Source organism: Escherichia sp. E10V10, from assembly GCF_004211985.1.
Lineage (GTDB): Bacteria > Pseudomonadota > Gammaproteobacteria > Enterobacterales > Enterobacteriaceae > Escherichia.
The window spans coordinates 158,972-185,726 of record NZ_RHJO01000007.1; the positions used below are offsets into that span (position 1 = coordinate 158,972).

Below are 26,755 nucleotides of genomic sequence, written 5' to 3' on the forward strand. Positions count from 1 at the left end.
TTTGTCATTACAGCATCACGCTGCCCAGCAAGAAGCCGAAGCAAACGGCCAGGGCAACACCCAGAGTACCTGGGATAAAGAACGGATGGTTGAAGACGAATTTACCGATACGAGTGGTACCCGTGTCATCCATCTGTACCGCAGCAACCAGCGTCGGGTAGGTCGGCAGAATGAACAGACCAGACACGGCTGCGAAAGAAGCTACAGCGGTCAGTGGAGAAACGTTCAGCGCCAGAGCCATCGGCATCAGTGCTTTTGCAGTTGCAGCCTGAGAGTACAGCAGAGCAGAAGCAAAGAAGAAGATAACAGCCAGCAGCCACGGATGACCCTGAATGACTTCACCAGCGGTATCTTTGATCCAGTCGATGTTGTTGGAAACGAAAGTATCGCCCAGCCATGCAACACCCAGGATACAAATACAGGCGCTCATACCTGCTTTGAAGGTGCTGGAGTTGAGGATGTTGTCGGTGTCCACTTTGCAAAGAACAGTGGTCAGGGTTGCAACGCTCAACATGATAATCAGGATAGCGTTAGTGGTGTTCATCAGCGGTTTTTCAACCAGGCCCATGCTCGGGCTGTTGATAATCGCGTAGATAACCACGCCAACTACGCCCAGCAGGAACAGCCAGACGGACGTTTTTGCACCGGATTTGATTTCAATCTGCTTCTCACCGCGCAGTTCAACCAGACCTTCTTCCAGACGCTTGCGATAAATCGGATCGTCAGACAGTTTTGAGTTGAAAAGCATGGTTACCAGGAAGGACATCACCAGAACTGCCAGCAGGGTAGACGGGATGACCACAGAGAGCAGATGCAGGTAGCTGATGCCATGACCTTCCATCACGGAAGACATGTAAACCACCGCCGCAGAGATTGGTGATGCGGTGATCGCAATCTGCGCGGATACCACTGCAGTAGACAGCGGACGGCAAGGTTTAACGCCTTGTTCCTTCGCAACTTCAGCGATAACTGGCAGTGTTGCCAGAGAGATGTTGCCGGTACCAGCAAAGATGGTCAGGAAATAGGTTACGATCGGTGCAAGGATCGTGATGTATTTCGGGTTACGGCGCAGCAGCTTTTCTGTCTGGTGAACCAGATAGTCCAGACCGCCAGCAACCTGCATAGCAGAAATAGCAGCGATAACCGCCATGATAATGGAAATGACATCGAATGGGATGTTACCAGGCTTGACGCCGATAGCGGCAAGAACCAGCACCCCCAATCCACCTGCAAAACCAATACCAATTCCCCCTAATCTGGCGCCCAAGAAGATCGCCAGCAAAACGATGATGAGTTCTACAACTAGCATATTAGCCTTCCTTGTTTTTTAACAAGTTGATATCAGGTTGTTGTTTTTAAGTTACTACTCACAAGAAAAAAGGCACGTCGTCTGACGTGCCTTTTTTATTTGTACTACCCTGTACGATTACTGTTCGCTTTCATCAGTATAGCGTTTTGCTTTGTAAGCCGGATGCATCAGGTTCTGTACGGAGAAAATATCGTCTAGTTCTGCTTCAGTCAACAGACCGCGCTCCAGAACGACTTCACGTACGCTCTTGCCAGTTTCGGCACAGATTTTACCCACGATGTCACCGTTGTGGTGGCCGATGAATGGGTTCAGGTAAGTGACGATACCGATAGAGTTGTAAACGTAACCTTCGCACACTTCTTTGTTAGCAGTGATGCCGTTAACGCATTTTTCCAGCAGGTTGTAGCAAGCGTTGGTCAGAATGTGAACGGATTCAAACATGGCCTGGCCAATGACCGGCTCCATAACGTTCAGCTGCAGCTGACCCGCTTCTGCTGCCATGGTAACAGTGATGTCGTTACCGATGACTTTGAAGCAAACCTGGTTAACCACTTCCGGAACAACTGGGTTTACTTTAGCTGGCATAATGGAAGAGCCCGCCTGCAGTTCCGGCAGGTTGATCTCGTTCAGGCCGGCACGTGGGCCAGAAGAGAGCAAGCGCAGGTCGTTACAGATTTTGGACATCTTCACAGCCATGCGTTTCAGCGCGCCATGCACCATAACGTAAGCGCCGCAGTCAGAGGTCGCTTCGATCAGGTCTTCAGCAGGTACGCATGGGAAGCCAGTGACTTCAGCCAGTTTTTTCACTGCCAGCGGAGAGTACTCTTTCGGCGTGTTCAGGCCAGTACCGATTGCAGTTGCGCCGAGGTTAACTTCCAGCAGCAGTTCAGCGGTACGTTCGATGTTTTTCACTTCTTCTTTCAGCAGGATGCTGAAAGCGCGGAATTCCTGACCGAGGGTCATCGGTACTGCGTCCTGCAGCTGGGTACGACCCATTTTCAGGATGTCCTGGAATTCGACAGCTTTACGTTCAAAGCCTTCACGCAGTTGGTTAATAGCATCTACCAGTTTAATCAGAGAAGAGTAAACCGCGATGCGGAAACCGGTCGGGTAGGCGTCGTTAGTGGACTGACATTTGTTAACGTGGTCGTTCGGGTTCAGGTACTGATATTCACCTTTCTGGTGACCCATCAGTTCCAGACCGATATTGGCCAGCACTTCGTTGGTGTTCATGTTTACGGAAGTACCTGCGCCGCCCTGGTAGACGTCTACCGGGAACTGATCCATGCATTTTCCGTTGTTCAGGACTTCATCACATGCGGCAATGATTGCATTCGCTACACTTTTAGGAATGGTTTGCAGCTCTTTGTTTGCCATAGCTGCGGCTTTTTTAACCATTACCATACCGCGAACAAATTCAGGAATATCGCTGATTTTGTTGTTGCTGATATAGAAGTTTTCAATCGCTCTCAGAGTGTGAACACCATAGTAGGCATCAGCTGGAACTTCCCTGGTACCCAACAGATCTTCTTCGATACGAATGTTGTTTGACATGTGAACCTTCTTTTTCAAGCTGCCAATGATTTGCTGTAAACACACAGAATATATGTGGTTTCGAATGTTTTTCGACCGACGATTATCCCCTGCATCGACCGAATACCTGGGATCATATGCTGCTTGTGGATTTCTACCGTAATCTGGATCACTTTAAGTGTCGGTTTTTACCCCTTAATTATTAATTTGTGAAATAGATCACCGCTTTGGGATTACTACCAAAAATAGTTGCGCAAACATCTTGAAATTTTGCTAATGACCACAATATAAGCTGAACGCGATTCGCAACCCATTCAGGCGACCGGATTTAACTGGTTGCTATTACAGGAGAAACCTTTGCGCTGGTTACCTTTTATTGCCGTTTTCCTTTATGTCTATATTGAGATTTCAATCTTTATTCAGGTTGCTCATGTCCTGGGAGTATTGCTGACCCTCGTGCTGGTTATATTCACCTCAATTATTGGTATGTCACTGGTACGTAATCAGGGCTTTAAGAATTTTGTGCTGATGCAACAAAAAATGGCGGCGGGAGAAAACCCAGCGGCGGAAATGATTAAAAGTGTTTCGTTGATCATTGCCGGTTTGCTGCTTTTATTACCGGGCTTTTTCACCGATTTCCTCGGTCTTCTACTTTTATTACCGCCAGTGCAAAAGCACCTGACGGTGAAGCTGATGCCGCATTTGCGCTTTTCCCGTATGCCGGGCGGTGGTTTTAGTGCCGGAACCGGTGGCGGTAATACTTTTGATGGTGAGTATCAGCGTAAGGATGATGACCGCGACCGCCTTGATCATAAAGACGATCGCCAGGATTAATGACGAAACGCCGGATTATGTGGTTATGCCATTTTCCGGCGTTTTTCGTTTTGGCAGAAATAGCCATAACCCCGCCAGCATGATCAGGGCATATAAACTTTTCCAGCCGACCATCGCCAGTAACAGAACACATAACAGCCCGCCAATTACCGCCAGTAGTCGATAACGTCCTTGCAATAATTTACAGCCTGCCAGCATGCATAACAGGTAAATCATAATAAAGATGCCATTGGCATAGATGATAAGTGCGTCCAGATTGATCTCTAACATATGGATCGCCAACGTGCTCACCACGCAACAGCCGAGTACGGCATTAAGGGCATTAGTCGGGATATGACGAGAAGAGAGGCGTGCCAGGCAGTGGTCAGGATTGTGTTGCGCCTGCGACCAGACTAATCGGGCGAAGCTCTGTATATAAATGTTGAGACTGGCAAAGCAGGCCAGATAGCCAATCACGCAGGCAATCCACAATGCTCCTACACCGAACAGCTGCACCACAATTTTTGGAAGCGATGCTGCCGCCGCCATTTTTTCACCATAGGCGTCGAAGCGTAATACCACCACCGTACAGCTCCAATAGACTAATCCTGCCAGCAACAGACCAATCATCAGAGCGCGGGGAAAATCACGCTCTGGATTTTTAAATTCCGAGGCGAGATGGGCAAATGCCTCCAGACCGACAAAACACCAGAACATCACCGATAACGCAGCAAACAACCCGGAAAGTTCGATATTACCAGGTGCCGGGAAGGGGATATTCGCAGGTTTGATATCGCCCGCCCACCAGATAGCGACAATCAGCGCGACGATAAGCCCGGCAATCACCGTTTGTAGATTGGCACTGGAACTGGCTCCGCGAGTGCCGATGTACCACACCAGCGCCAGCGTACCAAGTTCTGCTAACAACAGTTGCCAACTATGCCAGCCAAACATTGCCTGGCCAAAGCCGGCGGCAATTTGTAGTGCAGCGGGCAGGCCTACGGGAATGACCGATAAAAATAGCCAGCCAGTGACTCGCTCAAGCCGCGAGCCAAACGCTATGCCAACGAAGTGCGCGACGCCGCCCGCACTGGGATAGTGGCGTCCCAGCAGCGCAAAGACGATTGCAATCGGGAACACTAAGATAATCAAAACGGGCCAGGCCCACAGGCTGGTATTGCCCGCTAGCAGGGCGGCTAATGCGGGAACGGCAAACACGCCCGTGCCTAATAATGAGGTTGATAACAGGCCGATCCCCTGGGCCAGTCCCAGTTCTTGTTTGAGTCCACTCATGGGTTAATGTCCAATTGTGCCCAAATTTTGGGCAACTGCGCAGGATCTCGATGGTAGCACAATCAGATTCGCGTATGGCGGCGATGGAGAAATTGCGATGAAATGTGATGTGAATCAGGATTTTTACCTGATTTTGTACTGATCAGAATTTTTTTTCATTTGCCCCCTTGAAGGGGGAGAAGCCCATCCCCATTTCACTGGTCACCAGCCGGGAAACCACGTAAGGTCCGGCGTCACCCATAACAGATACGGACTTTCTCAAAGGAGAGTTATCAATGAATATTCGTCCATTGCATGATCGCGTGATCGTCAAGCGTAAAGAAGTTGAAACTAAATCTGCTGGCGGCATCGTTCTGACCGGCTCTGCAGCGGCTAAATCTACCCGTGGCGAAGTGCTGGCTGTTGGCAATGGCCGTATCCTTGAAAATGGCGAAGTGAAGCCGCTGGACGTGAAAGTTGGCGACATCGTAATTTTCAATGATGGCTACGGTGTGAAGTCTGAGAAGATCGACAATGAAGAAGTGTTGATCATGTCCGAAAGCGACATTCTGGCAATTGTTGAAGCGTAATCCGCGCACGACACTGAACATACGAATTTAAGGAATAAAGATAATGGCAGCTAAAGACGTAAAATTCGGTAACGACGCTCGTGTGAAAATGCTGCGCGGCGTAAACGTACTGGCAGATGCAGTGAAAGTTACCCTCGGTCCGAAAGGCCGTAACGTAGTTCTGGATAAATCTTTCGGTGCACCGACCATCACCAAAGATGGTGTTTCCGTTGCTCGTGAAATCGAACTGGAAGACAAGTTCGAAAACATGGGTGCGCAGATGGTGAAAGAAGTTGCCTCTAAAGCGAACGACACTGCAGGCGACGGTACCACCACCGCAACCGTACTGGCTCAGGCTATCATCACTGAAGGTCTGAAAGCTGTTGCTGCGGGCATGAACCCGATGGACCTGAAACGTGGTATCGACAAAGCCGTTACTGCTGCAGTTGAAGAACTGAAAGCGCTGTCCGTACCGTGCTCCGACTCTAAAGCGATTGCTCAGGTTGGTACTATCTCCGCTAACTCCGACGAAACCGTAGGTAAACTGATCGCTGAAGCGATGGACAAAGTCGGTAAAGAAGGTGTTATCACCGTTGAAGACGGTACTGGTCTTCAGGACGAACTGGACGTGGTTGAAGGTATGCAGTTCGACCGTGGCTACCTGTCTCCTTACTTCATCAACAAGCCGGAAACTGGCGCAGTAGAACTGGAAAGCCCGTTCATCCTGCTGGCTGACAAGAAAATCTCCAACATCCGCGAAATGCTGCCGGTTCTGGAAGCCGTTGCAAAAGCAGGCAAACCGCTGCTGATCATCGCTGAAGATGTTGAAGGCGAAGCGCTGGCAACTCTGGTTGTTAACACCATGCGTGGCATTGTGAAAGTCGCTGCGGTTAAAGCTCCGGGCTTCGGCGATCGCCGTAAAGCTATGCTGCAGGATATCGCAACCCTGACTGGCGGTACCGTAATCTCTGAAGAGATTGGTATGGAGCTGGAAAAAGCAACCCTGGAAGACCTGGGTCAGGCTAAACGTGTTGTGATCAACAAAGACACCACCACCATCATCGATGGCGTGGGTGAAGAAGCGGCAATTCAGGGCCGTGTTGCTCAGATCCGTCAGCAGATTGAAGAAGCAACTTCTGACTACGACCGTGAAAAACTGCAGGAGCGCGTAGCGAAACTGGCAGGCGGCGTTGCAGTTATCAAAGTTGGTGCTGCTACCGAAGTTGAAATGAAAGAGAAAAAAGCACGCGTTGAAGACGCCCTGCACGCGACCCGTGCTGCGGTAGAAGAAGGCGTGGTTGCTGGTGGTGGTGTTGCGCTGATCCGCGTAGCGTCTAAACTGGCTGACCTGCGTGGTCAGAACGAAGAGCAGAACGTGGGTATCAAAGTTGCACTGCGTGCAATGGAAGCTCCGCTGCGTCAGATCGTACTGAACTGCGGTGAAGAACCGTCTGTTGTTGCTAACACCGTTAAAGCTGGCGACGGCAACTACGGCTACAACGCAGCAACCGAAGAATACGGCAACATGATCGACATGGGGATCCTGGATCCAACCAAAGTAACTCGTTCTGCTCTGCAGTACGCAGCTTCTGTGGCTGGCCTGATGATCACCACCGAGTGCATGGTTACCGACCTGCCGAAAAACGATGCAGCTGACTTAGGCGCTGCTGGCGGTATGGGCGGTATGGGTGGCATGGGCGGCATGATGTAATTGCCCTGCACCTCGCAGAAATAAAGAAACCCCCGGGCAGAAATGTCTGGGGGTTTTTCTTTTGGTCATCTTTCTAGTATAAGATTCAGACACGGACGACGCGAGTTGCGTCCAGCTCATTGATTATGGGGAATAACATGCACGTAAAATACTTAGCAGGGATTGTCGGTGCCGCGCTACTGATGGCGGGTTGTAGCTCCAGCAACGAATTGAGCGCTGCCGGACAGAGCGTTCGCATCGTGGACGAGCAACCAGGTGCAGAGTGCCAGCTGATTGGTACTGCTACTGGTAAGCAAAGTAACTGGCTTTCCGGACAACACGGTGAAGAGGGCGGTTCTATGCGTGGTGCGGCAAACGATCTGCGCAACCAGGCGGCAGCAATGGGCGGTAACGTGATTTATGGTATCAGCAGCCCGTCGCAGGGCATGTTGTCCAGCTTTGTCCCGACTGACAGCCAGATTATCGGTCAGGTATATAAGTGCCCGAACTGATGGGATCCAGAGGCTGGGTGACAAACGTATAATTGCCTGATGCGCTTCGCTTATCAGGCCTACATCAGGCATTGCAACTGATTGAATGCTTGAGAATTTGTAGGCCGGATAAGGCGTTTACGCCGCATCCAGCATGATCAACGATCACGTTATCAGTCATTTCAGGCTGGATGGCTCCAGCCTCGCATTAGCAAAGATGAGATTATTTCGCCTGTGGTGCAGTTTTGCTGATGGATTGAACGCGTAGGTGATGCAGTGCGCGCAGGCATTGATCCTGGGTTAGTGGTTGGGCGTTATTGGCTGCCACAGTACGAACGTAGACCTGACACGGCACTCCAGCGAGCTTTTTCAGTCGAGGACTGAAATCAAGCATCCGGCGAGTGATAGCCTCCACTTCTTTACCCGGTGTTGCTTCACGCGTTTTCACTACTGCACCGCTAAATTGCTCTTTGCCACCTTCATCTTTAAAGCGATAAAGTACGGCCAGATAATGACTAAACAGATTATGTTTCCATTCTGGTTGGGAATAGGTGTCATATTCCAGATTACCATCATCCTGGCAGTCGACATCATATAACGGCAGGAAATCTAACAACGATGTAATACGTAACGCCAGTTCACGCATTTCTGCATTATTAATTGCATGAATGATTGCTCGCGCCAGCATTTCAATCTGCAACTCATTGACCACTAATTCGCATTTGCTGCCATCATGTAGCGTTAATGCGAAATTAAGATTTTCGCCCTGATTATCGGTAAGTTCCAGCGTGTTAACCCGGCGATTAATATCGGCATTTTTAAGCTCATCAACCAGAATTTCCGGGATGTTTTCTGCCATTTTCTTAATGACTTTATCGCGAGCTTGCTCATACTGAAGGCGTGCATCAGCATCCAGTTTATGCTTTTGATGCAGACGACTTTCCAGCGCAATCAACAGATCTCGCAGTTCCATGACAGACATAAAGAACAACGATTCTTTATTGCGAGGCTCTTTAATTTTCAGCGCCAGTGCAATGAAATTATTACTCTTGCGAATAACACCGGTATTAACACCCTTGATGCTTATGGCCATGTAGGTTCTCCCTAACCATTTCTCAATTAAATAATTAATTTTAATTTATAAGCCAGATAAATGGGCTTGGTAGTAATAGTTGTTAAAATAACATAAATAGCCGTGCTCACTCTATATAAACAGAAAAGAAAGGTTAATTATTGGTGTTGGCTATATAAAGAGTAAAAATAGCAATGTATATGAATAATTAAAGGTTATGCAACGGGCAAAGATTAAACTTCCCTGTAAAATGACAGGTCGCTGTACTGCGTTTGTTGCTCTTACCGGATGCGGCGTAAACGCCTTATCCGGCCTACAGTTCATTGAAAATTCATTCAATTTCAATGCACGATGTAGGCCTGATAAGCGTAGCGCATCAGGCAATTTTAATGTTTAACTTCCCTGTTTAATCAGTTACTGCTGGCGTAGCTGGAGATCCAGCGGCGTTTTGCTGGGTTCGCCACCAATCTCGCGCGCCAGTTTTGGCACCAGATATCCCGATACTAACGTCAGCAACTCACGCATAATCTGCCGCGCTTCATCATCGCTCACCATGAAATGTGCCGCGCCCTGCACTTTATCGAGCACATGCAGGTAATAGGGCATCACACCGGCGTCAAACAGTGCATTACTCAGATTTGCCAGCGTTTGCGCGTTATCGTTCACGCCACGTAACAGAACGCTTTGGTTAAGCAGGGTGACGCCGACATGGCGCAATTTAGCCATCGCCTGACGGAACGTTTCATCTACCTCATTGGCATGGTTGATGTGATTCACCAGCAAGATTTGCAGCGTAGAACGAGCAAAGCGTTCAACCAGCGCCTCGGTGATGCGTGCCGGGATCACAATCGGCAGACGGCTGTGAATCCGCAGACGTTTGATATGTGGGATGGCTTCCAGTTGCGTTAACAACCAGTCCAGTTCGTGATCTTTCGCCATCAGCGGATCGCCGCCGGAGAAAATAATCTCGTCCAGTTCCGGATGCGCAGCAACATACTCAAGTGCCGTCTTCCAGTTTCGCTTGTTGCCCTGATTTTCGGCATACGGGAAGTGGCGACGGAAGCAATAGCGGCAATTTACCGCGCAGCCGCCTTTGACCAGCAATAGAGCCCGGTTGTGGTATTTATGCAACAAACCAGGCACTACGCTGTGCTGTTCTTCCAACGGGTCGGTGGAGAATCCGGGCGCGACGACAAACTCATCTTGCGAGGTAAGTACCTGACGCAAAAGTGGATCGTCTGGATTGCCTTTCTCCATGCGATCGATAAATGAGCGGGGCACGCGCAGGGCAAACAGCTTTTTGGCGCTGCGTCCGGCCAACAGTTTTTCGTCCGCGTCTATATTCAAAAGACGCAGAAGTTCATCAGGATCGGTCACAACATCGGCAAGTTGCGCTAACCAATCTTCTCTGGATGGGGTATTTAGGGTTACAATATGCGCCATTTTGTGGCTTAGCTACCAATTAATAAATTTCAGAGGGCCTTATGGCAACGTACTATAGCAACGATTTTCGTGCTGGTCTTAAAATCATGTTAGATGGCGAACCTTACGCGGTTGAAGCCAGTGAATTCGTGAAACCGGGTAAAGGTCAGGCATTCGCTCGCGTTAAACTGCGCCGTCTACTGACTGGCACTCGCGTAGAAAAAACCTTCAAATCTACCGATTCCGCTGAAGGCGCTGATGTTGTCGATATGAACCTGACTTACCTGTACAACGACGGTGAGTTCTGGCACTTCATGAACAACGAAACTTTCGAGCAGCTGTCTGCTGATGCAAAAGCAATTGGCGACAATGCTAAATGGCTGCTGGATCAGGCAGAGTGCATCGTAACTCTGTGGAATGGTCAGCCGATCTCCGTTACTCCGCCGAACTTCGTTGAACTGGAAATCGTTGATACCGATCCGGGTCTGAAAGGTGATACCGCAGGTACTGGCGGCAAACCGGCTACCCTGTCTACTGGCGCTGTGGTTAAAGTTCCGCTGTTCGTACAGATCGGCGAAGTCATCAAAGTGGATACTCGCTCTGGTGAATACGTATCTCGCGTGAAGTAATGCGGTTGTGGTGCGGCCTGTGGGCTGCACCATCACTTTCTCAGGTCAGAGATGATGAAACGCCTTATCCTTCTTGTTTTGCTTGCCAGTGCGCTGCTCACGGGCTGTAACACCGCACGCGGTTTTGGTGAAGACATTAAACATCTCGGTAATTCCATCTCCCGCGCAGCCAGCTAATTTTTCTTCTCTTCGTAAAAATCGTCAGATTTCCGTCATTTTCGGTGGTGTTGTCTATTATTAATTTGCTATAGGCAAACACAAATAACATTACCTAAAAGGAAGACGTTATGGTGAAGAAGACAATTGCAGCGATCTTTTCTGTTCTGGTGCTTTCAACAGTATTGACTGCCTGCAACACCACGCGTGGCGTTGGTGAAGATATCTCCGACGGCGGTAACGCGATTTCTGGCGCAGCGACGAAAGCGCAGCAATAAGCAATAACGGTACGACAAGTTTGTCGTGCCGTTTATTTTTTCAGCGATAGTCACTAAGGTAATAGTTGAAATTCCCCTGCCACCAGGCAAAATATCCGTTCAACCATCAGCTTTGCAGGACGACCTGCAAACGCTTCTTTTCACCGGGGACGGCCCCATTTCTCCGGAGTTTTATATGTCCTGGATTATCTTATTTATTGCTGGGTTGCTGGAAGTCGTCTGGGCTGTTGGCCTGAAATATACCCACGGCTTTAGTCGTTTGACGCCAAGTGTTATTACCGTGACGGCGATGATTGTCAGTATGGCGCTGCTCGCCTGGGCGATGAAGTCATTACCTGTAGGGACGGCTTATGCTGTCTGGACGGGGATTGGCGCAGTCGGCGCGGCTATCACCGGCATTGTGCTGCTCGGCGAGTCCGCTAACCCGATGCGCCTGGCAAGTCTGGCGTTAATTGTGGTGGGAATTATTGGTCTGAAACTCAGCACTCACTAACTACCGGGCTGCTGTATCCAAATAAACTTACTAACATCAAACCCTTCCCGGGTTGCGACTGCCAGCATCTCCTGTTTAACTTCGTCAGAAATGGTTGGCGTGCGAGAGAGTATCCACAGGTAGTCGCGGTCCGGGCCGCAAACCAGCGCGTGGCGGTACTCCCGGTCGAGCGCGATGACATTATAACCGCCGTAGAATGGCCCAAAGAACGACACTTTCAGGGCTGCGCGACGCGGATCTCCAGTAAAGTAGGCTTTTCCTTCACTCTGCTGCCACATCTCTCTGTCTGGGTTATAGCCTTTATTAATGACATTCAGGCCGCCGTCATCCCGCAGGCTATACGTCGCGGTCACTTTCTCCAGCCCGCGTTCAAAACGGTGATCAAAACGGGCAATCTCATACCACGTACCCAAATAGCGTTTGGTATCGAAATTATTTACCACAGTAACGCCACGCGGCGGTGTGGGAGAACTACAGGCAACCACCAGAAATGCAGCTGTCGCTGCGGCAACGAGAGGGAGCAGGCGCATAAATGTTTCCTTACTGGTTTTTTCTAAGTGTAGATGACAGCAAGGAAATGCGAAGAAAAGGTCCGAAAATTCGGACCCGATGAAATTTTACTGTAGAGCGTTGAGAATCTGCCAGGCGGCGGTAACTCTCGCTGGATTGGGATAATTTTTGTTAGCCAGCATCACAATACCCAGCTCTTTTTCTGGGATAAACGCGACATAGCTACCAAATCCGCCGGTCGCACCTGTTTTATGCACCCATGATGACCGCACAGCAGGAGCAGGGGGCGTAATCGCTTTTACTGGGCTTGTCGCCAGCGCAATTTTACTGTCGCTGCCATTGATGATGCTGTCAGGATTTACCGGCCAGTCCAGCATTTCCCAGCCCAGGCCCTGATACATATCGCCGGTTTGCCAGTAGCGAGATTGCGCCAGTTGTATCCCTTGCTGAAGTGTTTTGTCGTTGATATCACGGGGATTCATATTGCTTCGTACCCAGCAGGCCATATCTTCAATCGTCGATTTTACACCGTAAGCTTCAGCATCCAGCGCCCCTGGCGAAACATGCACTGCCTTACCTTCGCGATATCCCCAGGCGTAATTCTTTTCTTCTGCGGGCGGCACATTAATCCACGTATGGTTGAGTTTGAGTGGCTGGAAAACACGATTTTGCATCGCCTGTTCAAAGCTCAAACCAGACGGCTTCACAGCCAGTGCGCCGAACAAACCGATACTGGAGTTTGCATACAGACGTTGTGTTCCTGGCGCCCATGCAGGCTGCCAGTTTTGATAGAAGCGCAGCAAGTCGCTTGAGGATTTCACCTCATCCGGCACCTGTAACGGCAGGCCGCCAGCGGTGTAGGTTGCGAGATGTAATAGTGTGATCCCATTCCACTGTTTAGCGGTAAGTTCAGGCCAGTATTTTGTGACGGGATCGTTTAGATTGATTTCCCCTCGAGCAATAGCGTCGCCACCAAGCACGCCCGTAAATGTTTTACTGACCGAGCCTAACTCAAACAACGTTTGCTGCGTGACGGGCCGCTTTTTTGCCACATCCGCGTAGCCCCAGGTAAAGTAATAAGGCTTACCCTGATAAATCACTGCAACGGCCATGCCGGGGATGTTTTGTTGCTCAACAAGTGGGGTAATTGTGTGATGCACAATATCGTTGATTTGTTGTTCGCTGTGGGGCGCGGCAAGAGTGGAGCAAGAGACGGTAATCAGTAAGGCGCAAAGCGTCGTTTTGAGCATAAGGTCTGGTTTCCATACAAAACGGCCCGCCATAGGCGGGCCGGATTTACATTGGCGATGCGTTAGATTGTAACGACACCAATCAGCGTGACAACTGTCAGGATAGCAGCCAGACCGTAGAAAACCCATTTGCCCGCAGGTACGTGGATTTTCAGATCGTGCATCGCGTGGTGCATACGGTGTAAACCACACCACAGCGGCAGGACGATCATCAGGAACAGGAATACGCGACCAATGAAGCTTTGCGCGAACGCCAGAACGCGTTCGTAGCTCAGTGCGTCACCCGGGAACAGACCCAGCGGCAGCAGAATGCCAACCAGCAGGATCATTACCGGCGCAATGATCGCACTCCACATACCACCGGCCCCGAAGAGGCCCCAGAATACCGGCTCGTCAGAACGCTTTGGATTTGGATTAATCATCTCAGGCTCCTTACCAGTACAGGGCAACAAACAGGATTACGATGGTGGCAACCACGGTTACCGCCCAGAGACTTTTGATAATTGGCTCTGGTCCCATTTTTTCGTCTTTTACAATGATATTGGCCGCTTTCGGTGCCAGTTCAAACCAGGTTTTGGTGTGCAGCAGGGCTGCCGCCAGAGTGATCAGGTTAATGATCACGATAACCGGGTTTTGTAAAAAGTCGACGAATCCCGCCCAGGTTTCCGGGCCATTTTTCAGGGCAAACAGCCCGAAAATCAGTTCAATGCTGAACCACACAGCCGGAACCGCTGTGCCTTCGCGCAGCATGTAAAAGCGATAAAACGGCAATTTTTTCCACCAGGTGGACGTCATTGGCCGTACATACGGTTTACGTTTAGTCGTCATGTTGCACTCCTTAGCGTGGTTTCAGGGTCGCGATAAGAAAGTCTTTTGAACTTTCTACTTTGCCCTGCTGAATGGCCGCAGCCGGATCGACGTGTTTCGGGCAGACTTCGGAGCAGTAGCCCACGAAAGTACAGCTCCATACGCCGTTCTGGCTGTTTAACTGCGCCATACGCTCCTTCTTACCGTGGTCGCGGCTATCTTCGTTATAACGATGTGCCAGCGTAATGGCAGCCGGACCGATGAACTCTGGGTTCAGGCCGAACTGCGGGCATGCGGCATAGCACAGACCACAGTTGATGCAACCGGAGAACTGGTGATACTTCGCCATCTGCGCCGGGGTCTGGATGTTAGTACCCTGATCCGCGGTGCGGGAGTTGCCGATGATGTACGGTTTGATCGCTTCCAGACTTTCGATGAAGTGGGTCATATCGACCACCAGATCGCGTTCAATCGGGAAGTTAGCTAACGCTTCAACCTTCATGCCGTTGGTGTAGTCACGCAGGAAGGTTTTACATGCCAGTTTCGGCACGTTGTTAACCATCATGCCGCAGGAGCCACAAATCGCCATACGGCAGGACCAGCGGTAGCTTAAGTCCGGCGCAAGGTTGTCTTTGATATAGCCCAGCGCATCCAGCAATGAGGTGGTTTCATCATAAGGCACTTCATAGAATGCGCTATGTGGTGCGGTATCGACTTCCGGGTTATAACGCACCACCTCAATTTTCAGGTTTTTCATCTCAGCCATTCGCCTTCTCCTTCTTATTGGCTGCTTCCGCCTTATCGGCTGCATCCGCTTCGCCACCGTACATGCGTTTGGCCGGCGGCAGCTTAGTAATTTTCACGTCGCTGTACTCCAGGCGAGTAGTGCCATCAGCATCGCGGAAGGCGAGGGTGTGTTTGAGGAAGTTGATGTCGTCACGTTCAGTGCAACCTTCGTCCAGACGCTGGTGCGCGCCGCGGGACTCTTTACGTGCCATTGCAGAGTGCGCCATACATTCGGCAACGTTCAGACCGTGGCCCAACTCAATGGTGTAAAGCAGGTCGGTGTTGAACACGCTGGACGTGTCGGTGATGCGAACACGCTTGAAGCGTTCCTGCAGTTCCGCCAGCTTGTCGATGGTTTTCTGCATCAGTTCCGGCGTACGGTAGATACCGCAGCCTTCTTCCATGGCCAGGCCCATTTCGTCGCGGATCTTCGCCCAGTTTTCGCCGCCGTCCTGGTTAACCAGATCTTTCAGACGCTGTTCAACGCCAGCAACCTGGGCATTGATCGCGGCATCGTTGCCATTACCGGCAGTAGATGCGCGCTCCATTGCTTGCTCACCGGCCAGACGACCAAAGACCACCAGTTCCGCCAGGGAGTTGGAGCCCAGACGGTTTGCGCCGTGCAGACCTACAGAGGAACATTCGCCCACGGCGAACAGGCCCTTAATGCGGGTTTCGCAGTTCTGATCGGTTTCGATACCACCCATGGTGTAGTGCGCGGTCGGACGTACCGGAATCGGTTCTTTAACCGGATCGACGCCAACATAAGCTTTCGCCAGTTCACAGATGAACGGCAGACGTTCGTGCAGTTTTTTCTCGCCCAGGTGACGCAGGTCGAGGTAAACCACATCGCCACGCGGCGTGGAGATGGTGTTGCCTTTACGCCATTCGTGCCAGAAGGCCTGAGAAACTTTGTCGCGTGGACCCAGTTCCATGTATTTGTTTTTCGGCTCGCCCAGCGGAGTTTCCGGGCCCATGCCGTAGTCTTGCAGATAACGGTAGCCATTTTTGTTGACCAGAATACCGCCTTCGCCACGGCAACCTTCGGTCATCAGGATACCGGAACCCGGTAGGCCAGTCGGGTGATACTGAACGAACTCCATATCACGCAGCGGAACACCGTGGCTCAGCGCCATACCCATACCGTCGCCAGTAACGATGCCGCCGTTGGTGTTGTAACGATAAACACGGCCAGCGCCGCCGGTTGCCATCACCACGGCGTTAGCACGGATCTGAACCAGCGTACCTTCCATCATGTTCATTGCCACCAGGCCGCGAACATGACCATCATCAACCAGAATATCCAGCACGAAATGTTCGTCAAAACGCTGGATCTGCGGGAATTGCAGAGAGGTCTGGAACAGAGTGTGAAGCATATGGAAGCCGGTCTTATCTGCGGCGAACCAGGTACGCTCGATTTTCATGCCGCCGAAGCGACGTACGTTCACGCTACCATCCGGGCGACGGCTCCATGGGCATCCCCACAGTTCCAGTTGGGTCATTTCGGTTGGGCAGTGGTGGACGAAATAATCCACAACATCCTGCTCACATAACCAGTCGCCACCCGCTACTGTATCGTTAAAGTGATAATCGAAGCTGTCATGATCCTGCGCGACAGCGGCGGAGCCCCCTTCTGCAGCAACGGTATGGCTGCGCATTGGGTATACTTTTGAGATTAGTGCGATTTTTGCATTCGGATTTGCCTGCGCGGCAGCAATTGCAGCACGTAATCCCGCGCCACCGGCACCTACAATGGCAAGATCGGCTTGAAAGGTTTGCACGACATTCCTCCAGATTGTTTTTATCCCACATCCACGTACTTCAGGGTAAGTGCCTGAAAGTTACGGTCTGCGAACGCTATTCCACTGCTCCTTTATAGGTACAACAGTATAGTCTGATGGATAAGTCTGAAATTTGACGAGATCGATTTTTTTAGTGCGCAAGCGGGCTAAATTATCACTGAAGATGATTAATTTAATTACTAAACCATCAGATTGTGGTTTTTTTAGTCACCGCCCCTTGCTGAATGATTCCTGCGTAAAATTTGTCTCGCCGTCGCGTTGCGAGTAGACTTCGTGCCCTTGTTAAAAACTGGAGATTTCACTATGAGCGAAACGGCATCCTGGCAGCCGAGCGCATCCATTCCTAACTTATTAAAACGCGCGGCGATTATGGCGGAGATCCGTCGTTTCTTTGCCGATCGTGGAGTGCTGGAGGTGGAGACGCCTTGTATGAGCCAGGCGACGGTAACCGATATTCATTTGGTCCCGTTTGAGACACGTTTCGTTGGCCCCGGACACTCCCAGGGGATGAATCTCTGGTTAATGACCAGCCCTGAATATCACATGAAACGCCTGCTGGTTGCCGGTTGTGGCCCAGTATTCCAGCTGTGCCGCAGCTTCCGTAATGAAGAGATGGGGCGTTATCACAACCCTGAGTTCACGATGCTGGAGTGGTATCGGCCGCATTATGATATGTACCGGTTGATGAACGAAGTTGACGATCTTCTGCAGCAAGTGCTGGATTGCCCGGCTGCAGAAAGCCTTTCTTATCAGCAAGCCTTCTTACGTTATCTGGAAATTGATCCGCTCTCTGCGGATAAAACGCAGCTGCGGGAAGTGGCGGCGAAACTGGATCTGAGCAACGTTGCCGATACCGAAGAAGATCGCGATACACTGTTGCAGTTGCTGTTTACCTTTGGTGTGGAACCGAACATTGGTAAAGAAAAACCGACCTTTGTTTATCATTTCCCTGCCAGTCAGGCATCACTGGCGCAAATCAGTACCGAAGATCATCGGGTCGCAGAGCGCTTCGAGGTCTACTACAAAGGTATTGAGCTGGCGAATGGTTTCCACGAATTAACGGACGCCCGTGAACAGCAACAACGCTTTGAGCAGGATAACCGCAAACGTGCGGCGCGTGGTTTACCGCAGCATCCAATTGACCAAAACCTCATAGAAGCTCTGAAAGTCGGTATGCCTGACTGCTCCGGCGTGGCTCTGGGCGTTGATCGTCTGGTGATGTTGGCGCTGGGCGCGGAGACGCTTGCGGAAGTGATTGCCTTTAGCGTTGACCGGGCATAATTCTGAAAAATCATCTAATTAACCGCACAGAATGGCGTTGTAACGCCATTCTGTAGCAGATGTTTTCATTTTTCCTGCTGAAGGCCACAATTTAAGACTGGATATTTGCTATCATCCAGGTATCAATTCTGTATGGTTTTTTATTGCGGCCCGTCAATCGATGGGTAGTGCAGTTCAGTGCGCGCGTTTTATACATGTGCTAACACGAAGGATAATTTCATGCCTCACACGATAAAAAAGATGAGTCTGATAGGGCTCATATTGATGATCTTTACTTCAGTATTTGGTTTTGCCAATAGCCCGGCAGCTTATTATTTAATGGGGTATAGTGCGATTCCCTTTTATATATTTTCTGCATTATTATTTTTTATACCATTTGCTTTAATGATGGCAGAAATGGGCGCGGCCTATCGCAAAGAAGAAGGCGGCATCTATTCCTGGATGAATAATAGTGTCGGACCACGTTTCGCCTTTATCGGCACATTTATGTGGTTTTCCTCTTATATCATCTGGATGGTGAGTACCTCAGCTAAAGTCTGGGTACCATTTTCTACGTTCCTCTACGGTACCGACATGACTCAGCACTGGCGCATTGCTGGCCTGGAGCCAACGCAGGTAGTGGGTCTGCTGGCGGTGGCATGGATGATCCTGGTTACCGTGGTTGCTTCAAAAGGGATTAATAAAATTGCTCGTATTACTGCAGTAGGTGGTATTGCAGTAATGTGTCTTAATTTAGTATTACTGTTAGTGAGTATTGCCATTTTGTTATTAAATGGTGGCCATTTTGCACAGGATATTAATTTCGTGGTATCGCCGAATCCAGGATATCAATCCGGTCTGGCGATGTTATCGTTTGTGGTATTTGCCATTTTCGCTTACGGCGGAATTGAAGCGGTTGGTGGTCTGGTAGATAAAACAGAAAACCCAGAAAAGAACTTTGCCAAAGGTATTGTTTTTGCCGCTATTGTTATTTCAATCGGTTATTCACTGGCGATATTTTTATGGGGCGTCAGCACTAACTGGCAGCAGGTATTAAGTAATGGTTCCGTTAACCTCGGCAATATCACCTATGTACTGATGAAAAGCCTGGGGATGACGCTGGGTAACGTGCTGCATTTGTCACCTGAAGCGTCATTGTCGCTGGGCGTATGGTTTGCGCGTATTACCGGGCTTTCGATGTTCCTGGCTTACACCGGCGCGTTCTTTACACTTTGCTACTCGCCACTAAAAGCGATCATCCAGGGTACGCCGAAAGCGTTATGGCCGGAACCGATGACGCGCCTGAACGCCATGGGCATGCCGTCTATCGCCATGTGGATGCAGTGCGGGCTGGTTACTGTCTTCATCCTGCTGGTTTCGTTTGGCGGTGGTACCGCATCAGCGTTCTTTAACAAGCTGACGCTGATGGCGAACGTTTCCATGACGCTTCCCTATCTGTTCCTCGCGCTGGCTTTCCCATTCTTTAAAGCACGTCAGGATCTCGACAGACCATTTGTGATTTTCAAAACACACATGTCGGCAACGATCGCGACAGTGGTGGTGGTACTGGTGGTGACGTTTGCGAACGTTTTCACCATTATCCAGCCAGTGGTTGAAGCCGGAGACTGGGATAGCACATTGTGGATGGTTGGCGGCCCTGTCTTCTTCTCGCTGTTAGCGATGGCGATTTACCAGAATTATTGCAGCAGAGTGGCAAAAAATCCGCAGTGGGTGGCTGAGTAATCAGATGCCCTATCGTCGGCCTGACGATAGGGCGTAATGACAGGGAATGAGTGGGATTTCGTATGCGCTATAGCGAAATTAAACTACGGGTTACCTCATGAGTGCGCGCATGTTTGTCTTGTGTTGCATCTGGTTTGTTGTGGCGATCCCCTGGATACTCATCACTTCCACGCTGGACAAAGAGTGGATGATTGATGAAGGCGGGGTTAAAAACATCTGCGATGTGCTGGAGTATCTGGAAAATGACGATACCCGTGATGTCGGTGTGATATTGACGTTGCCGCTCTTTTTCCCTTTTCTCTGGTTCGCGCTGCGGCGAAAAAAAGGCGGCTGGTTTATGTACGTCACCGCACTGGCGATCTTCGGCTATTGGCTGTGGCAATTTTTCCTGCGCTATCAGTTTTGTTTGTGAGCCGGATGGGTTCATCCGGCCACAAAGACCTTACAAGCTTCCTGCCTGACGACCTTTACCCGCAGAAGTCAGCGTTCTCCCCGTTTGTTTACCATTCAGGCTTTCCAGACGCATCTGGAAGGGCGGGAATGGCATATCAATACCGTGGGCGTGGAAGCCCGCCAGAATCAGTTGATGGATTTCATGGCGCAGCGGCATGCGGTGACCCATTTCTGCGGCGTAAATACGCAGCTCGAAAATCTGAATCCCTTGCTGTAGATCCACCAGGAAGACTTCCGGCGCCGGGTTGTCGATCACCAGCGAGCAGCGGCGCGCAGCGTTAAGCAAGATTTCCGTCACTTCTTCACTGTTGGCATCAGCAGGGGCCGGAATCGTCAACACCACGCGCGTGACCGAGTCAGAGAGCGACCAGTTGATAAACTGCTCGGTAATAAACGCCTTGTTTGGCACGATAATCTCTTTGCGGTCCCAGTCGCTGATAGTGGTGGCGCGGGTGTTAATTTTCGTTACGCTACCGGTAAGATCGCGGATCGTTACCGTATCGCCAATGCGAATCGGTTTTTCGAACAGGATAATCAGGCCAGAGATAAAGTTGGCGAAAATTTCCTGCAAACCAAAACCGAGACCAACACCGAGCGCGGCGACCAGCCACTGCAATTTCGACCACTCAATACCAATCATTGAGAAGCCGACCAGCCCGCCAATCAGCATCAGCAGATATTTGGTGATGGTGGTGATGGCGTAGCCCGTACCCGGCGTTAAATCCAAGTGCTGCAAAATCGCCAGTTCCAGCAGCGCGGGCAGGTTGCGCACCAGCTGCGTGGTGATGATAAACACCAGAATGGCAATCAGCACCGCGCCGAGGGTGATCGGCTCCAGGCTTTCTACGCCCTGTACCGTGGACGTAACATCCCACAGCGAAATATTTTCGAGGAAGCCGAAAGCGGAATGGATTTCTGACCACAGCACAATGACCGAAAGCAGGGCGATCAACATCAAAATTGAGCGCACCAGCCGCAAGGATTGCGCACTGATAGCATCGAGATCGACTTCGCTTTCATCGACTTCAATTGCCCCTTCCGGGCTACTGTGATGATGCGCTTCCTCTTCGCCACGCGCTCGCTGCGCTAACATCTCTGCCCGGCGATGCTTCGCCCGGTCAAACGCCAGTCTGCGTCGCTGGATTAGCATCCAGCGGCGGATAACGTGATAAACCACCAACAGCAGGAACCAGATGGCAACCGAGGTTTCAAGCCTTGCTAACAGCGCCTGTGCCGTTGCCAGGTAGCCGACTGCCGCTGCCAGAATAGCGACCAACGGCGCGCCAATCATCATGTTCCACAGCATATGGTTGGTAATGTTGTCGCCGCTGCCTTCTTTGTTGAGATACAGTGGGATCCCGGCCTTTTTCAGGCTGAGGGTGACCACTGCCAGTGCACCGCAAATGAGGATGAAGCAAAGACGTCCCAGCGAACCGGAAAACTCGCGGTCGTCGAGATTATCGAACATCATCAGCGCCATAATCAGCGGCACGATAAGCCCGATGCTCATCAGGTAGTAGCGCATCCCGCGGGAAACACGTTCGCGCGGCCAGCCAAAATGGGCAATAAACAAGCCGTTAGGGCGGGCAAAGGTGGCGCAAATCATTACTACCCACAGCAGCGGCACGGTGGCCGTTACGCCATCGCCAATCGCTACCGCCAGCGGATAAGGCCACGCCTCGCGCAAGCCGTAACCCAGCGTCATCCACAGCACCGGTAGCGGTGACGCGACGAGAATCGACCAGAAAAGAGTGCGTAATGTCAGCCAGAAGTGATCCTGAGTCACTTTGCCGACTTTCGCTGCCGAACGTTCGAGAAAACGGGTGAAATAGCGGCGCGAGTAGATACTGCAACCGACCAGAATCAACGCGCCAAACAGCGGCAAAATCGTCTCTTTGCTGGTCAGCATCATGATGCTGGCTTTACCTAACTGACTGAAGGTGTCCAACGAAATGAGACGACGCAGATCCTGGGCGATTTCCAGCGGCCAGGCGATAGTCATCGGGCGCACGTCAGAGGTCCAGAACAGATAGCGGTGCGTCGCTTCGTTCACCTCTTTCAGCGCATCTTCCAGTTGCCCGTTGGAGACTTTCAGCTTGGTCAGTTCCAGTAGTAGCGTGTCGCCACCCTGCAACAATGAGTTCAACAACTCACGCTGAGTACGCAGTTGTGCTTCGAGAATACGGTTTTGCTCGGCGGTCAGCGGCTGACCGTCAGCCTGAAGGATTTGTCGCAGTTGCGGTTGTTTATTGAGTAGATCCTCATAGTGCAACCGTTGCACGCGCAACTGCGCCATTTCGGTATCAAGTTGTTGCGGTTTCGGCATTTCCGGCAGTCGTGCCACCTGCGCTCGCAACGCTTCGCCGAGCAGGTTGGACGCTCCCAGCCATTGTGACTGCTCGCGCAGGGTATTCAGCGCCTGCCGGACCTGTAATGTCTGGCTGGCAGCCTGACGCTGTTGCGAAGCGACGAGATCCATTCGCTGCGCCTGTTGATTCAGCGCCGCTGAAAGCTCGCGGTTAATTTTGAATTGCGCGACGATATCTTTCGGCAAATCGGCACTGCTTTCAGCCAGTAGTTCGGTGCTTTCCAGCGCCCGCTCCGCCTCAAGCTGGCGTTGGCTGTTCAACTGATTACGTAAGGCCTGCAAATACGCATCCAGCTGCTGGCTCTCTTTTTCCGCCAGCTCAGAGCGCAAGCGCGCTAATTCCTGGCGGTTATTGGCAGACAGCTGCGCCAGCTCCAGTTCATCAACGAGGGCTTTCAGACGTGCGGAGTCAGACTGCAACGCGAAATTTTGTGCCTGATTAAGCGGGGTATTGCCGGTAAGCGTTCCCAGGCGGCGTTCAATTTCATTTAACTGACGACGGGCATCGGTTTGTTGTTGCGGCAGTTGATTCAATGAATCCGCTATCTCGCGGGCGCGTTCCTGCTCTTGCTGGGCCTGACGGCTCTTATCCAGCAACTGACTGCTGACCTGGAGAATTTCCTGATTCAGCGCGTCGGTAGACATTCCCGGCGACACGCTGCGCGGCTCGTCACGCATGTTGTTTAATTGTGCGCGCAGAGTAGCGGAGAGTTTTGGATAATTATCAATAACTTCTTGATATTGCTTGATGCGCTCAAGGGAACTTTTTCGTTCCTCAAGCGCATTTAAGGCAGACTGGAGCGCCTCTACGACTTCCGGCTGCACGGGTTTCGCCGCTTTTGCCTGCTCCAGTTCCTGGGTGATTTGTTTGCTATCGGGGGCCGTCGCGGCGTACGCCCCCCAACTGAGGCACCAGGCCATCAGAAAAGTGATAATCAGGCGCACGTCAGCGTTTCCTTTGATGGATTAGACCTGGTCTTTTTTATCGTCAACCAATGGGCTGGCGTCGTGTTCTGCTTCGATCTCTTCAGCAGGAAGCGGGGCTGGTTCAGCGTCTGGCGTAACAAAGGTTTCGGTAGATACTGCCAGCGGCTGGCCAATTTTCGTGACAGACAGGCTTTCCAGTTGCTCAACCAGATTCACTTTACCTGGTGCAAACAGGTTGATAACGGTAGAGCCAAGTTTAAAGCGCCCCATTTCCTGGCCTTTCAGCAGCGCCACAGAACCGTCGTTTTCCCCGGCAGGCCAGGTCCAGCGTTTGATGATGCCTTCGCGCGGTGGTGTAATGGTACCCGCCCAGACCGTCTCAATGCTGCCAACAATCGTCGCACCGACCAGAATCTGCGCCATCGGGCCAAATTCGGTATCGAACAGGCAGATCACGCGTTCGTTACGGGCAAACAGATTCGGCACGTTCTGAGCAGTGAGATGGTTAACGGAGAAGAGATCGCCCGGTACGTAGATCATCTCACGCAAAATACCGTTGCACGGCATGTGTACGCGGTGATAGTCACGCGGGGAGAGGTAAGTGGTCACAAACGTACCATTGCGGAAAAGATCCGCCATCAGATAGTTGCCCGCCAGCAGGGCTTCGAGGCTGTAATTGTGGCCTTTGGCTTGCAGGATTTTATCTTCTTCAATTTTACCTAGCTGGCTGATAACGCCATCGGCAGGCATGACCAGAACATTCGGATCGGTATTGATTGGGCGTACTTCGTCACGCAGCGGACGGACAAAAAATTCGTTAAAGGTGCGGTAGCTGGCAGTATCCGGCTTCTGCGCCTCTTGCATGTCGACTTTGTAGTATTTAACGAACAGATCGATAACCAGTTTTGTCAGCCATCCTGCTCGCTTGCTTGCGCCCCAACCCGCCAGGCGAGTAAGCCATAGTTTCGGCAGAATGTACTGTAGCGAAAGTTTAAATGAATTTAACAAAGTAGCCTCCAGGCCATTGTTTTGTCGTTCCTGATCCGGCGTACATGCCGGATCCTGAAAAAAAGGGGACGATTCTAACGACGGTTAGCTTAATTGTCAGTCATCCGTATCAGAAAAGTTTTTACGCGTTTTTACCTGCGCCATGCTTTCCAGAATACGGTGATAGTTTTCGAAACGGGTTTCCGCGATTTTCCCTTCGTCAACGGCTTCACGGATAGCGCAGCCCGGATCGGTATCGTGTTTGCAATCGCGGTATTTGCACAGACCTAAGTAGTCATGGAATTCGACAAAACCGTGAGTGATTTGTTCCGGCTCGAGATGCCAGAGTCCGAATTCGCGTACCCCAGGAGAATCAATCACATCGCCGCCGTGCGGGAAGTGATACAACCGAGCGGCAGTCGTGGTGTGCTGGCCCAGACCTGAGTTGTCAGAGACATCGTTGGTCAGGATCTCTTTTTGCAGCCCCAGCAACGCGTTCAGCAGGCTGGATTTGCCGACGCCAGATTGCCCGGCAAAAATGCTGATGCGTCCGGTCAATGCCTCTTCCAGCGGTTTCAGCCCATCCTGAGTATGGCTGGAAACCATCAATACGCGATAACCGATGTTGCGGTAGATATCCATCTGTTCGTTGACGAACGCCATGCCTTCGTCGTCCAACAGGTCTATCTTATTGAGCACAATAATCGGCTCAATCTGCAAGGTTTCGCAGGCTACCAGGTAACGGTCGATGATATTGAGCGACAGCTCCGGCAAAATGGCGGAGACAATGACAATCTGGTCGATGTTGGCGGCGATGGGTTTCACGCCGTCATAGAAATCCGGGCGTGTTAACACCGAGGTGCGCTCATGCACCGCTTCCACGATCCCTTTGACATTTACGCCTTCCGCTGCCGGTTTACCCGGACGCCAGACTACGCGGTCGCCGGTCACCAGCGAACGGATGGTGCGGCGAATATTGCAGCGGTGAACGTCGCCATCGGCGGACTCCACATCAGCGTGCATGCCAAAGCGGCTGATGACGATACCTTCATCAGGCTCGCCAAACAGATTGTCGTCGTAGTCGGGCTTCTCCTTAGACGTTTTAAGACGACGCTGGTGATTGGCGTTCACGCGGCGCTGCTGGCCTTTGGAGAGTTTATTTTTACTCAATCGTACAGACTCCTGGTCGCCCCTGATGGGCAAAACATCTATGATACACGCAATTGTGGATCAATATAGTCACTGTGAATGGGTGGAAAATAGCATGAGTGCCAATGAAAACAACCTGATTTGGATCGATCTTGAGATGACCGGTCTGGATCCCGAGCGTGATCGCATTATTGAGATTGCCACGCTGGTGACCGATGCCAACCTGAATATTCTGGCAGAAGGGCCGACCATTGCAGTACATCAGTCTGATGAACAGCTGGCGTTGATGGATGACTGGAACGTGCGTACCCATACTGCCAGCGGGCTGGTGGAGCGCGTGAAAGCGAGCACGATGGGCGATCGTGAAGCAGAACTGGCGACGCTCGAATTTTTAAAACAGTGGGTGCCTGCGGGTAAATCGCCTATCTGCGGTAACAGCATCGGTCAGGATCGCCGCTTCCTGTTCAAATACATGCCGGAACTGGAATCGTACTTCCACTACCGCTATCTCGATGTCAGCACGCTGAAAGAGCTGGCGCGCCGCTGGAAGCCGGAAATTCTCGACGGTTTTACCAAGCAGGGGACGCATCAGGCGATGGATGATATCCGCGAATCAGTTGCGGAACTGGCTTACTACCGCGAGCATTTCATCAAGCTGTAAAATTCTTCCTGGTCACGTAACCGCCGGAATCCACTTGCGGCGGCGTGATTTTGACGCTAAATTGAACGCCTTGCTGATAATTTCAGCACTTGAGATAAAAATTCGAAAAATTTTTTTTAGGGGGGTTGCAGAGGGAAAGATTTCTCGTATAATGCGCCTCCCGTAACGACGCAGAAATGCGAAATTACGAAAGCAAAAATTAAGTAGTACGCGGGAATAGCTCAGTTGGTAGAGCACGACCTTGCCAAGGTCGGGGTCGCGAGTTCGAGTCTCGTTTCCCGCTCCAAAATTTGAAAAGTGCTGTAAAGCACAGACCACCCAAGCG

The 26,755-nt window shown here is 51.1% G+C and carries 26 protein-coding genes and 1 tRNA gene; 13 read left to right on the forward strand and 14 right to left on the reverse strand.

What is annotated here, in order from left to right:
• Nucleotides 1–7: 7 nt before the first annotated feature.
• Entirely contained in the window at nt 8–1,309 is a 1,302-nt protein-coding gene (dcuA, locus tag D9736_RS13315; protein ID WP_130216753.1) for an anaerobic C4-dicarboxylate transporter DcuA, read from the reverse strand.
• A 117-nt stretch (nt 1,310–1,426) separates the two neighbouring features.
• Nucleotides 1,427–2,863, reverse strand: a complete 1,437-nt coding sequence (gene aspA / locus D9736_RS13320) for an aspartate ammonia-lyase (protein WP_130205949.1) — start codon at nt 2,861–2,863, stop codon at nt 1,427–1,429.
• Nucleotides 2,864–3,199: 336 nt separating this feature from the next.
• On the opposite strand from aspA, the gene D9736_RS13325 reads away from it, so the two are divergent.
• A complete protein-coding gene (locus D9736_RS13325) occupies nt 3,200–3,676 on the forward strand; it encodes an FxsA family protein (RefSeq protein ID WP_130258490.1) in 477 nt (158 codons plus the stop codon).
• Nucleotides 3,677–3,691: 15 nt separating this feature from the next.
• On the opposite strand, the gene yjeH is transcribed toward D9736_RS13325, so the two are convergent.
• A complete protein-coding gene (gene yjeH / locus D9736_RS13330; RefSeq protein ID WP_130258491.1) occupies nt 3,692–4,948 on the reverse strand; it encodes an L-methionine/branched-chain amino acid transporter in 1,257 nt (418 codons plus the stop codon).
• Between the two features lie 275 nt (nt 4,949–5,223).
• Between yjeH and D9736_RS13335 the strand changes: the two genes are divergently transcribed.
• The 3 genes from D9736_RS13335 (at nt 5,224) to D9736_RS13345 (ending at nt 7,698) form a co-directional block, all read left to right on the forward strand.
• Entirely contained in the window at nt 5,224–5,517 is a 294-nt protein-coding gene (locus tag D9736_RS13335) for a co-chaperone GroES (RefSeq protein WP_001026276.1), read from the forward strand.
• A 43-nt stretch (nt 5,518–5,560) separates the two neighbouring features.
• On the forward strand, nt 5,561–7,207 hold the full coding sequence (gene groL, locus D9736_RS13340; protein WP_000729132.1) for a chaperonin GroEL: 1,647 nt from the start codon (nt 5,561–5,563) through the stop codon (nt 7,205–7,207).
• 137 nt (nt 7,208–7,344) lie between these two features.
• Nucleotides 7,345–7,698, forward strand: coding sequence for a DUF4156 domain-containing protein (locus D9736_RS13345; protein ID WP_000558209.1), 354 nt, complete (start codon nt 7,345–7,347; stop codon nt 7,696–7,698).
• A gap of 202 nt (nt 7,699–7,900) precedes the next feature.
• Here the strand turns inward: D9736_RS13345 and D9736_RS13350 are convergent, their stop codons facing one another.
• Entirely contained in the window at nt 7,901–8,770 is an 870-nt protein-coding gene (locus D9736_RS13350) for a YjeJ family protein (RefSeq protein WP_130258492.1), read from the reverse strand.
• A 393-nt stretch (nt 8,771–9,163) separates the two neighbouring features.
• Complete coding sequence (gene epmB, locus D9736_RS13355; protein ID WP_130258493.1) at nt 9,164–10,192, reverse strand: EF-P beta-lysylation protein EpmB; 1,029 nt, start codon at nt 10,190–10,192, stop codon at nt 9,164–9,166.
• Between the two features lie 41 nt (nt 10,193–10,233).
• Here epmB and efp point away from each other — a divergent pair, with 41 nt between their 5' ends.
• From efp to sugE, 4 genes are all read left to right on the forward strand, one after another.
• Complete coding sequence (gene efp / locus D9736_RS13360) at nt 10,234–10,800, forward strand: elongation factor P (RefSeq protein WP_000257278.1); 567 nt, start codon at nt 10,234–10,236, stop codon at nt 10,798–10,800.
• 51 nt (nt 10,801–10,851) lie between these two features.
• Entirely contained in the window at nt 10,852–10,977 is a 126-nt protein-coding gene (gene ecnA / locus D9736_RS13365) for a lipoprotein antitoxin entericidin A (protein WP_064525758.1), read from the forward strand.
• Nucleotides 10,978–11,087: 110 nt separating this feature from the next.
• On the forward strand, nt 11,088–11,234 hold the full coding sequence (ecnB, locus tag D9736_RS13370) for a lipoprotein toxin entericidin B (RefSeq protein ID WP_000239596.1): 147 nt from the start codon (nt 11,088–11,090) through the stop codon (nt 11,232–11,234).
• Between the two features lie 175 nt (nt 11,235–11,409).
• Nucleotides 11,410–11,727, forward strand: a complete 318-nt coding sequence (gene sugE, locus D9736_RS13375) for a quaternary ammonium compound efflux SMR transporter SugE (protein ID WP_130205961.1) — start codon at nt 11,410–11,412, stop codon at nt 11,725–11,727.
• Here sugE and blc read toward each other — a convergent pair.
• From blc to frdA, 6 genes are all read right to left on the reverse strand, one after another.
• Nucleotides 11,724–12,257: a lipocalin Blc gene (gene blc, locus D9736_RS13380; RefSeq protein ID WP_130216743.1), complete on the reverse strand. Its 534-nt coding sequence runs from the start codon at nt 12,255–12,257 to the stop codon at nt 11,724–11,726. The genes sugE and blc overlap by 4 nt on opposite strands.
• An 87-nt stretch (nt 12,258–12,344) precedes the next feature.
• Nucleotides 12,345–13,487, reverse strand: a complete 1,143-nt coding sequence (locus D9736_RS13385; protein WP_130258494.1) for a BlaEC family class C beta-lactamase — start codon at nt 13,485–13,487, stop codon at nt 12,345–12,347.
• Between the two features lie 62 nt (nt 13,488–13,549).
• Nucleotides 13,550–13,909, reverse strand: a complete 360-nt coding sequence (frdD, locus tag D9736_RS13390; RefSeq protein ID WP_000609663.1) for a fumarate reductase subunit FrdD — start codon at nt 13,907–13,909, stop codon at nt 13,550–13,552.
• A gap of 10 nt (nt 13,910–13,919) precedes the next feature.
• Nucleotides 13,920–14,315 carry a fumarate reductase subunit FrdC gene (gene frdC, locus D9736_RS13395; RefSeq protein ID WP_001568431.1) on the reverse strand — a complete coding sequence of 132 codons (396 nt, stop codon included), beginning with the start codon at nt 14,313–14,315 and terminating at the stop codon, nt 13,920–13,922.
• A 10-nt stretch (nt 14,316–14,325) separates the two neighbouring features.
• Nucleotides 14,326–15,060 carry a fumarate reductase iron-sulfur protein gene (gene frdB / locus D9736_RS13400; protein ID WP_064525766.1) on the reverse strand — a complete coding sequence of 245 codons (735 nt, stop codon included), beginning with the start codon at nt 15,058–15,060 and terminating at the stop codon, nt 14,326–14,328.
• Nucleotides 15,053–16,861: a fumarate reductase (quinol) flavoprotein subunit gene (gene frdA, locus D9736_RS13405; protein ID WP_130205969.1), complete on the reverse strand. Its 1,809-nt coding sequence runs from the start codon at nt 16,859–16,861 to the stop codon at nt 15,053–15,055. The genes frdB and frdA overlap by 8 nt, the downstream gene beginning before the upstream one ends.
• A 324-nt stretch (nt 16,862–17,185) precedes the next feature.
• On the opposite strand from frdA, the gene epmA reads away from it, so the two are divergent.
• The 3 genes from epmA (at nt 17,186) to D9736_RS13420 (ending at nt 20,297) form a co-directional block, all read left to right on the forward strand.
• Nucleotides 17,186–18,163 (forward strand): elongation factor P--(R)-beta-lysine ligase, encoded by a 978-nt coding sequence (gene epmA, locus D9736_RS13410; protein ID WP_000004771.1) that lies wholly within the window; start codon nt 17,186–17,188, stop codon nt 18,161–18,163.
• A gap of 219 nt (nt 18,164–18,382) precedes the next feature.
• Entirely contained in the window at nt 18,383–19,885 is a 1,503-nt protein-coding gene (yjeM, locus tag D9736_RS13415) for a glutamate/gamma-aminobutyrate family transporter YjeM (protein WP_130258495.1), read from the forward strand.
• Between the two features lie 97 nt (nt 19,886–19,982).
• Complete coding sequence (locus D9736_RS13420; protein WP_130216739.1) at nt 19,983–20,297, forward strand: YjeO family protein; 315 nt, start codon at nt 19,983–19,985, stop codon at nt 20,295–20,297.
• A 30-nt stretch (nt 20,298–20,327) separates the two neighbouring features.
• On the opposite strand, the gene mscM is transcribed toward D9736_RS13420, so the two are convergent.
• From mscM to rsgA, 3 genes are all read right to left on the reverse strand, one after another.
• Entirely contained in the window at nt 20,328–23,651 is a 3,324-nt protein-coding gene (mscM, locus tag D9736_RS13425) for a miniconductance mechanosensitive channel MscM (RefSeq protein WP_130258496.1), read from the reverse strand.
• A gap of 21 nt (nt 23,652–23,672) precedes the next feature.
• Nucleotides 23,673–24,641: an archaetidylserine decarboxylase gene (gene asd, locus D9736_RS13430; protein WP_130221779.1), complete on the reverse strand. Its 969-nt coding sequence runs from the start codon at nt 24,639–24,641 to the stop codon at nt 23,673–23,675.
• Nucleotides 24,642–24,737: 96 nt separating this feature from the next.
• Nucleotides 24,738–25,790 (reverse strand): small ribosomal subunit biogenesis GTPase RsgA, encoded by a 1,053-nt coding sequence (rsgA, locus tag D9736_RS13435; RefSeq protein WP_130205979.1) that lies wholly within the window; start codon nt 25,788–25,790, stop codon nt 24,738–24,740.
• A gap of 94 nt (nt 25,791–25,884) precedes the next feature.
• Here rsgA and orn point away from each other — a divergent pair, with 94 nt between their 5' ends.
• A complete protein-coding gene (gene orn / locus D9736_RS13440) occupies nt 25,885–26,430 on the forward strand; it encodes an oligoribonuclease (RefSeq protein WP_064525781.1) in 546 nt (181 codons plus the stop codon).
• A 210-nt stretch (nt 26,431–26,640) separates the two neighbouring features.
• A tRNA-Gly gene (locus D9736_RS13445) sits at nt 26,641–26,716 on the forward strand.
• The last annotated feature ends 39 nt before the right edge of the window (nt 26,717–26,755 follow it).

Excerpts from the sequence above, each read along its gene's own strand:
- dcuA (WP_130216753.1), bottom strand. The coding sequence starts at position 1,309 with ATGCTAGTTGTAGAACTCATCATCGTTTTGCTGGCGATCTTCTTGGGC.
- aspA (WP_130205949.1), bottom strand. The coding sequence starts at position 2,863 with ATGTCAAACAACATTCGTATCGAAGAAGATCTGTTGGGTACCAGGGAA.
- yjeH (WP_130258491.1), bottom strand. The coding sequence starts at position 4,948 with ATGAGTGGACTCAAACAAGAACTGGGACTGGCCCAGGGGATCGGCCTG.
- D9736_RS13335 (WP_001026276.1), top strand. The coding sequence starts at position 5,224 with ATGAATATTCGTCCATTGCATGATCGCGTGATCGTCAAGCGTAAAGAA.
- groL (WP_000729132.1), top strand. The coding sequence starts at position 5,561 with ATGGCAGCTAAAGACGTAAAATTCGGTAACGACGCTCGTGTGAAAATG.
- D9736_RS13345 (WP_000558209.1), top strand. The coding sequence starts at position 7,345 with ATGCACGTAAAATACTTAGCAGGGATTGTCGGTGCCGCGCTACTGATG.
- D9736_RS13350 (WP_130258492.1), bottom strand. The coding sequence starts at position 8,770 with ATGGCCATAAGCATCAAGGGTGTTAATACCGGTGTTATTCGCAAGAGT.
- epmB (WP_130258493.1), bottom strand. The coding sequence starts at position 10,192 with ATGGCGCATATTGTAACCCTAAATACCCCATCCAGAGAAGATTGGTTA.
- efp (WP_000257278.1), top strand. The coding sequence starts at position 10,234 with ATGGCAACGTACTATAGCAACGATTTTCGTGCTGGTCTTAAAATCATG.
- ecnA (WP_064525758.1), top strand. The coding sequence starts at position 10,852 with ATGATGAAACGCCTTATCCTTCTTGTTTTGCTTGCCAGTGCGCTGCTC.
- ecnB (WP_000239596.1), top strand. The coding sequence starts at position 11,088 with ATGGTGAAGAAGACAATTGCAGCGATCTTTTCTGTTCTGGTGCTTTCA.
- sugE (WP_130205961.1), top strand. The coding sequence starts at position 11,410 with ATGTCCTGGATTATCTTATTTATTGCTGGGTTGCTGGAAGTCGTCTGG.
- blc (WP_130216743.1), bottom strand. The coding sequence starts at position 12,257 with ATGCGCCTGCTCCCTCTCGTTGCCGCAGCGACAGCTGCATTTCTGGTG.
- D9736_RS13385 (WP_130258494.1), bottom strand. The coding sequence starts at position 13,487 with ATGCTCAAAACGACGCTTTGCGCCTTACTGATTACCGTCTCTTGCTCC.
- frdD (WP_000609663.1), bottom strand. The coding sequence starts at position 13,909 with ATGATTAATCCAAATCCAAAGCGTTCTGACGAGCCGGTATTCTGGGGC.
- frdC (WP_001568431.1), bottom strand. The coding sequence starts at position 14,315 with ATGACGACTAAACGTAAACCGTATGTACGGCCAATGACGTCCACCTGG.
- frdB (WP_064525766.1), bottom strand. The coding sequence starts at position 15,060 with ATGGCTGAGATGAAAAACCTGAAAATTGAGGTGGTGCGTTATAACCCG.
- epmA (WP_000004771.1), top strand. The coding sequence starts at position 17,186 with ATGAGCGAAACGGCATCCTGGCAGCCGAGCGCATCCATTCCTAACTTA.
- yjeM (WP_130258495.1), top strand. The coding sequence starts at position 18,383 with ATGCCTCACACGATAAAAAAGATGAGTCTGATAGGGCTCATATTGATG.
- D9736_RS13420 (WP_130216739.1), top strand. The coding sequence starts at position 19,983 with ATGAGTGCGCGCATGTTTGTCTTGTGTTGCATCTGGTTTGTTGTGGCG.
- orn (WP_064525781.1), top strand. The coding sequence starts at position 25,885 with ATGAGTGCCAATGAAAACAACCTGATTTGGATCGATCTTGAGATGACC.